The 6,330-nt window shown below is 71.0% G+C and carries 7 protein-coding genes; all 7 read right to left on the bottom strand.

Annotated features, from left to right (window positions below):
- Positions 1-34: 34 nt before the first annotated feature.
- The 7 genes from recN to ACMW4R_RS18780 all read right to left on the bottom strand — a co-directional run bounded on the left by recN (position 35) and on the right by ACMW4R_RS18780 (position 6,060).
- Positions 35-1,732, bottom strand: coding sequence for a DNA repair protein RecN (gene recN, locus ACMW4R_RS18750; protein ID WP_418300674.1), 1,698 nt, complete (start codon positions 1,730-1,732; stop codon positions 35-37).
- Positions 1,729-2,649 (bottom strand): NAD kinase, encoded by a 921-nt coding sequence (locus tag ACMW4R_RS18755; protein WP_058626887.1) that lies wholly within the window; start codon positions 2,647-2,649, stop codon positions 1,729-1,731. The genes recN and ACMW4R_RS18755 overlap by 4 nt, the downstream gene beginning before the upstream one ends.
- Entirely contained in the window at positions 2,646-3,443 is a 798-nt protein-coding gene (locus tag ACMW4R_RS18760) for a TlyA family RNA methyltransferase (protein WP_418300675.1), read from the bottom strand. Before ACMW4R_RS18760 ends, ACMW4R_RS18755 begins: the two co-directional genes overlap by 4 nt.
- The gene (locus ACMW4R_RS18765) at positions 3,440-3,610 is read right to left on the bottom strand and encodes a hypothetical protein (protein ID WP_193751329.1); all 171 of its coding nucleotides are present in this window, start codon (positions 3,608-3,610) and stop codon (positions 3,440-3,442) included. The genes ACMW4R_RS18760 and ACMW4R_RS18765 overlap by 4 nt, the downstream gene beginning before the upstream one ends.
- Before the next feature lie 19 nt (positions 3,611-3,629).
- Complete coding sequence (locus ACMW4R_RS18770; RefSeq protein ID WP_058597148.1) at positions 3,630-4,667, bottom strand: HAD-IIA family hydrolase; 1,038 nt, start codon at positions 4,665-4,667, stop codon at positions 3,630-3,632.
- Positions 4,664-5,353, bottom strand: coding sequence for a hypothetical protein (locus ACMW4R_RS18775; RefSeq protein WP_418300676.1), 690 nt, complete (start codon positions 5,351-5,353; stop codon positions 4,664-4,666). The genes ACMW4R_RS18770 and ACMW4R_RS18775 overlap by 4 nt, the downstream gene beginning before the upstream one ends.
- Before the next feature lie 398 nt (positions 5,354-5,751).
- On the bottom strand, positions 5,752-6,060 hold the full coding sequence (locus ACMW4R_RS18780) for a hypothetical protein (RefSeq protein ID WP_418300677.1): 309 nt from the start codon (positions 6,058-6,060) through the stop codon (positions 5,752-5,754).
- Positions 6,061-6,330 lie beyond the last annotated feature (270 nt).

Below are 6,330 nucleotides of genomic sequence, written 5' to 3' on the forward strand. Positions count from 1 at the left end.
CGGGGTCGTGACGATCGCGGGTCGATCCGTCGGATCAGGCGCCGGTACGCCCGGTCTCGAGCAGTTCCCGGGCGTGCGTCAGCGCGGCATCCGAGTCGCTCAACCCCGACAGCAGGCGCGCCATCTCGGCCTCCCGCTCCGCACCCTCGAGCCGTCGGACACTGGATGCCGTCACCGCTCCGTCGTGACCCTTGACGACCGTGAGGTGGTTGCCCGCGAACGCGGCCACCTGCGCGAGGTGCGTGACGGCGATGACCTGCGACGACTCGGCGAGACGCGCGAGACGGCGTCCGACCTCGATCGCCGCCGCGCCGCCGATCCCGGCGTCGACCTCGTCGAACACGAACGTGGGCACCGGATCGACCCCGGCGATAACGACCTCGATCGCGAGCATGACGCGACTGAGCTCACCCCCTGATGCACCGCGTGACACCGGACGCGGATCGGCACCGGGGTGCGGCGCGAGCAGGATCGACACCTCGTCGCGCCCGTGACCCGCGGGGGTGGCGGGGGCGACGTCGACGGTCAGACGCGCGTCGGGCAGGGCCAGGGCGTGCAACTCTTCGGTGACCGCCGCGCCCAGTCGCGCCGCCGCATCGCGCCGCGCCGCGGTGAGTCTCTCCGCGGCCGAGTCGAGTTCGGCCGCCGCCGCATCGCGCTGGGTCTCGAGGCGCTGCAGGCGGTCGCCGTCATCGTCCAGCTCGACCAGACGGGCTGAACCCGTCTCGAGCAGCGCGATGGCAGCATCCACCGATCCGTGTGTTCGCGTCAGCCCGGCGAGCACCGCGCGCCGCTCGTCGACCGCGGCGAGTTCGTGCGGTCCGGACTCGTCCAGATCGGCGAGATAGCCCGACAGCGCGACGGACGCGTCGGTGGCGCGGTACCCGAGGTCGGCGACCTGCTCCCCGATCGCGGCGAGCGCGTCGTCGCTCGCGGCGATTCTCTCGAGAGCGCGACGCGCCTCAGCGAGCAGAGTGATCACGTCGGGCGCGCCGTCTTCGTTCGAGAGCGCGGCGTGAGCGGTGACCGCCGCGATCCGCAGCTCCTCGGCGTTCGCGAGACGCTCGGCGCGGCGGGCGAGCTCCTCCTCCTCACCGGGAAGGGGCGCGGCGGCCTCGATCTCGGCGATCGCGGCGCGGAGCTGCTCGGCCTCCCGCGCGCGTGCGTCGCGGTCGGTCGTGAGCGTGGTCAGCTCGGCATCGAGAGTCCGCCAGGTATCCCACGCCGCGCGATAGGCGGCGCGCGCGACGGTGATCGTCTCGCCTCCGAAACGATCGAGGGCCTCGCGCTGCGCCGACGACGACTTCAGCCGCAGCTGGTCCGACTGCCCGTGCACGACGACGAGTTCGTCCGCCAGGTCCGCGAGCACGCCCGCCGGAGCGGTGCGACCGCCGACCGTGGCACGTCCTCGTCCTTCGCTCGAGACCGTGCGTCCGAGGTACAGCTCGGCGGATCCCCCGCCGACGGGCTCGACGTCGCCGCCTGCTTCGCGCACGCGAGCGGCGACCGGACCGTCCTCGGGAACGAGCCAGACGCCCTCGACCGCCGCCTGCGCCGCTCCCTTGCGCACGGCGCCCGAGTCGGCGCGTTGACCGAGAAGAAGACCGAGCCCGGTGACGACCATCGTCTTACCGGCGCCGGTCTCGCCCGTGATCGCCGTGAAACCGCGTCCGATCGGCAGCGTCGCGTCGGCGATGACGCCCAGGTCGCGAAGACGCATCTCCTCGATCACGAAGCACCTCCCGACGCGCCGCGCCATCCCGTGACGGGGAGACGGAACTTGCGCACGAGTCGTTCGGTGAACGCCGCGGGATGCAGGCGTGCGAGCCGAACCGGCCGCGACGAGCGACGCACGACGACCCGAGCACCCGGGGGCAGCTCGTGCGAACGGCGCCCGTCGCACCACAGGATGCCGCTGCCGCTCGTCCGTTCGAGGACCTCGACCGCGACACTCGCGTCCGGGCCGACGACCAGGGGGCGGGCGAAGAGCGCGTGCGCGGACAGCGGAACCACCGCGATCGCTTCGACCGTCGGCCAGACGACCGGCCCCCCGGCCGAGAAGTTGTATGCGGTCGACCCGGTGGGAGTCGCGATGACCACTCCATCGCAGCCGAACGACGAGAGGGGGCGCCCGTCGACGGCCATGACGACTTCGAGCATGCGCTCGCGGCTGGCCTTTTCAACGGTCGCCTCGTTCAGGGCCCAGGTCTCGTAGATGACGCGGTCATCGGCATCCTGGATCTTCACCGCGAGGGCGAGGCGCTCCTCGACCGTGTAGTCACGGGCGATGACGCGACGCACCGCGTCGTCCATGTCGTCGCGCTCGATCTCGGCGAGGAAGCCGACATGGCCCATGTTGATGCCGAGGATCGGAGCCGTACTCCCCCGCACCATCTCGGCCGCGCGAAGGATCGTCCCGTCTCCGCCGAGCACGATGGCGAGCTCGACGTCGTCGATTCCGACGTCGGTCCCGAGAGTCGCGACGCCCTCGAGCGACAGCCGCTCCGCGAGCTCGGGCCGGTCTTCGGCTGAAACCACGGGCACAGCCCCCGCCGCGAGCACCGCGGAAATGATGCGCTGGGCGGCCTGGACGGTGTCGTCGCGGCGCGCGTGGACGACGAGGAGGATTCGGCGATCGCTGGGGGTCATCGGCTTCCGGTCAGTCGGGTCACGGTGCTCTCCCATTCTGAGGGGTCGGTGCCGTGAGCGGCCGAGAACCACGCGACGTACTCCTGGTTGCCGTGGGTCCCGACGATGGGCGACGAGATCAGGCCGTTCGTCTTGAGCCCGGCGTCCCAGGCGGCCCAGAGCACACTGTGGACGGCATCGGATCGCAACGCGGGATCGGTGACGAGCCCGCCCTTGACCGCGGTGCGACCGACCTCGAACTGCGGCTTGACCAACAGGACGACGTCAGCGTCCGCTGCAGCGGTTTCGGCCACCGCAGGGAGCACGTGATGGAGCGAGATGAACGAGAGGTCGCCCGTCACGAGCGTCGGGCGCGCGGCGATGCCCGTGGCGTCCGAGAGCGAGGCGGCGGTCATGAACCGCACGTTATACCCCTCGACCGACACGACGTCGGGGTCGGACGTGAGGACTGTGGACAACTGGCCGTGTCCGACGTCGACGGCGAGCACCGGTCGCGCTCCGCGTTCGCGGAGCACCTGCGTGAACCCGCCCGTGGACGCCCCGAGATCCAGGGCGACGCGGCCCGGGACGTCGATCTCGAAAGCATCGAGGGCGGCGATCAGTTTGTGGGCGCCCCGACTGACGTAGTGGTCGGGGGTCGCCACCTCGATCACGCTGTTCTCGTCGACCGCAGCGGAGGCCTTCACGACCGCTCTGCCGTCGACGCTGACCTCGCCCGCGGCGATCAACTGCGTGGCGTGCGAGCGCGAGCGCGCCAGACCGCGGGCCGCGAGTTCGGCATCCAGGCGCGTCATGCGCGCGCGGCCGGCGGCGCGTCGCGAGGGCCGGACTCCAACCGTCGCGCCAACTCGTCGTGCAGCGCCGCGTACGCGTCCGCCCGTGTGTCCAGCGGCTGCTCCTCGATGATGCGCAGTCGGCTGATCAGCTCGGGGTCGGCGTCGTTCTCTCGGCTCTCCGACATGGATGCCATGGTACCGGCGTCAGCGCACGCGGAACGGGTCCGCGTAAAGCTGCTCCGGGACGCGGAACCCGAAGATCGCGCGGCCGGAGTTCCAGATCGCCGCAGCTCCCGCCCTCAGCAGATCGATCTGACGCGAGCCCTCGGACACGATGCGGAGATCGACGCCGTCGATCTCGACGACGGCGTCACCCACGCGAGTCCGCTCACCCTTGACGGTGGTCGACGGGTACGGCTCGAACAGCTCGCGCAGGTCGGCGACGATGAAGTCAGGCCGCTGCGAGGGCGGGGCCGCGAGCACCTGTTTCGGACGATCGATCCCGGTCAGGACGAGGAGCGAGGCCATCTCGGCGGCGCGCGCTCCCTGGATGTCGGTGTCGAGACGGTCGCCGATGAACAGCGGATTCGTCGCGCCGGTCCGGGTCACCGCCTCGTCGAAGATGGGACGCTCGGGCTTTCCCGCGATCGTGGCGAGACGTCCCACGGCGGTGTGCACCGCCGAGACCAGGGTGCCGTTTCCCGGCGCGATCCCCCGGGCCTGCGGAATCGTCCAGTCCGTGTTCGTCGCCACCCACGGGATACCGCCCTCTTCGACGGGCGTGGCAAGCGCGTAAGCGGCCTCAGCGAGCTGCGTCCAGCCCACCTCCGGCGCGAACCCCTGCACCACCGCAGCGGGCGCGTCCTCGGCGCTGCGCGTCACCACGAAGCCGGCCTTCTCGACCTCGACGACAAGACCTTCTCCGCCGATCACGAGCAGCGTGGAGCCGGCCGGAACGAGGTCGCGCATGAGTCGCATCGCCGCTTGAGGGCTCGTGACGACATCGTCCGCCGCGACCCGTAGCCCCAGAGACGACAGATGAGCGGCGACGGTGGCGTCGGTGCGAGACGCATTGTTGGTGATGTACCCGAGACGGCGCCCCTCTTCCTGCGCGCGATTCAAACTGTCCACCGCGTGCGGGAGCGCGCCCGGACCGGCGTAAACGACCCCATCCAGGTCGGCGAGGACGACATCGACGTCGTCGAGCGGCGTCGCCTCACGCTTCGCGCGCCCGAAGATCATCGCGACTCCTCCGCGTCGTCCGCGTCGTCCGCCACCGTCTGCATGTCGATCGCCTCGTCTTCATCCACGTCCGCGACGGGAATGACTCCGGATGCCACGTCCACGCCGCCCTCGTCATCGATGAGGTCGATCTCCTCGACGACGATGACCTCGCGATCGGCGACACCGGACGCGGCGTCGAGAGCGTCCGAGGCGATCTGCGCACGGTGCTCCCACTCGGCGGCTTCATCGTGGCGCCCCAGCTCTTCCAGAACGGCGGCACGCGCCGAGAACAGCGCCGGGCTCCACTCGAACGCGCGGTCCGGGTCAGCCTCGGGAATGTCGAGCTCCTGCAGCGCACGATCCGTCTGTCCGAGATCCAGACGAGCCCCGGACATAGCGATCGCCAGTTGCACGCGCACCGGGACGGACAGCGTCATCCGGTCGACCGCGCGTCCCTCCTCGAGCGCGCGATCCGGGCGTCCGACACCGCGCTCGCTGTCGACGATGAGCGGGAGCTGCTCGTCGGAGCCGGTGATCCGCCTGTGAGTACGAAGTTCACGCAAGGCCAGGGCGAAGTCGCCGACCGCATACGCGGTGATGGCGACCGTCTCGCGGACCACGCCGACACGCCCCGCGCTGCGAGACGCTGCCAGAGCGTGCTGGTGGGCGAGCTCTGGATCCTCATCGATGAGGCGGGCCGCCATGGCGAGGTGCCGGGCGACGTTCTCCGCGTTGTCCTTGCTCAGGGTCTTCAGTTCGTTGCGCGCCGCGCCCGGAAGGTCCCACGCCGTGATCTCTTCGGGGATCTCAGGACCGCGCTCACGGCGGTCTTGCGGCGGCCGGGTCGCACGCGAGTCTTCGCGGTCGAAGCGACGGGGCGCTCCGGCTCCGGGGCGCCGGTCGCCAGAGGGGCGCCGGCCCGAAGCATCGCCCTCGCGACGGTACGGCCGGTCCCCGTCACGCCGAGGCCGATCGGATCCCTGTCCGTCACGACGGTAAGGACGGTCCCCGTCCCGGGACGGGCGGGAATCGTTGTCTCGGCGGGATGGACGCTCACCCTCCCGACGGAACGGCCGATCGCCGTCACGTTGCGGGCGACCGTTCACCGGGTTGTCGCCTCGGTAGGGCCGGTCCCCGTTTCGGGCAGGGCGGGCGTCGTTGTCACGGCGGAACGGACGGTCGCCGCTCCGCGCCGGGCGACCGGCGCTCTGACCAGCACGGCGGGCGGGACGATCGCCATCGCGCGCGGGCCGCGAATCAGCGTTCCGGCTGAACGGACGGTCGCCATCGCGCCGGAACGGACGATCACCGCCACGAGCCGGCCGGCCTGCGCCCTGACCGTCGCGGCGGAACGGACGGTCATCGCGCGCCGGACGCGCGTCGTTGTCGCGCCGATACGGACGGTCGCCACCCCGTGACGGCCGTCCGTCGCCTTCGCGTCGCGGACGGGCGTCGTTGTCACCGCGGTATGGACGGTCCCCGCGCGCGGAACCGCCGGATGATGACGGCCCACGACCGGATGCGCGGTCGCCGGAGCGCCCTTCGTTCCCCTTGCGATCGTTCGCGTCGTCCGTCGACATGACTGTCCTCCCCGGGAAAAACTACCCGTAAATGCGAAATGGCCACCCAGCTTTGGGTGGCCATTTCGTTAGAAGAAGTCCGGCGGTGTCCTACTCTCCCA

Source organism: Microbacterium sp. S1037, assembly GCF_048381605.1.
Taxonomy (GTDB): domain Bacteria; phylum Actinomycetota; class Actinomycetes; order Actinomycetales; family Microbacteriaceae; genus Microbacterium; species Microbacterium testaceum_B.

Bases quoted from the DNA above. Each gene is read 5' to 3' on its own strand.
- ACMW4R_RS18755 (WP_058626887.1), bottom strand. From the start codon at position 2,649: ATGACCCCCAGCGATCGCCGAATCCTCCTCGTCGTCCACGCGCGCCGC.
- ACMW4R_RS18760 (WP_418300675.1), bottom strand. From the start codon at position 3,443: ATGACGCGCCTGGATGCCGAACTCGCGGCCCGCGGTCTGGCGCGCTCG.
- ACMW4R_RS18765 (WP_193751329.1), bottom strand. From the start codon at position 3,610: ATGTCGGAGAGCCGAGAGAACGACGCCGACCCCGAGCTGATCAGCCGA.
- ACMW4R_RS18770 (WP_058597148.1), bottom strand. From the start codon at position 4,667: ATGATCTTCGGGCGCGCGAAGCGTGAGGCGACGCCGCTCGACGACGTC.
- ACMW4R_RS18775 (WP_418300676.1), bottom strand. From the start codon at position 5,353: ATGGCGGCCCGCCTCATCGATGAGGATCCAGAGCTCGCCCACCAGCAC.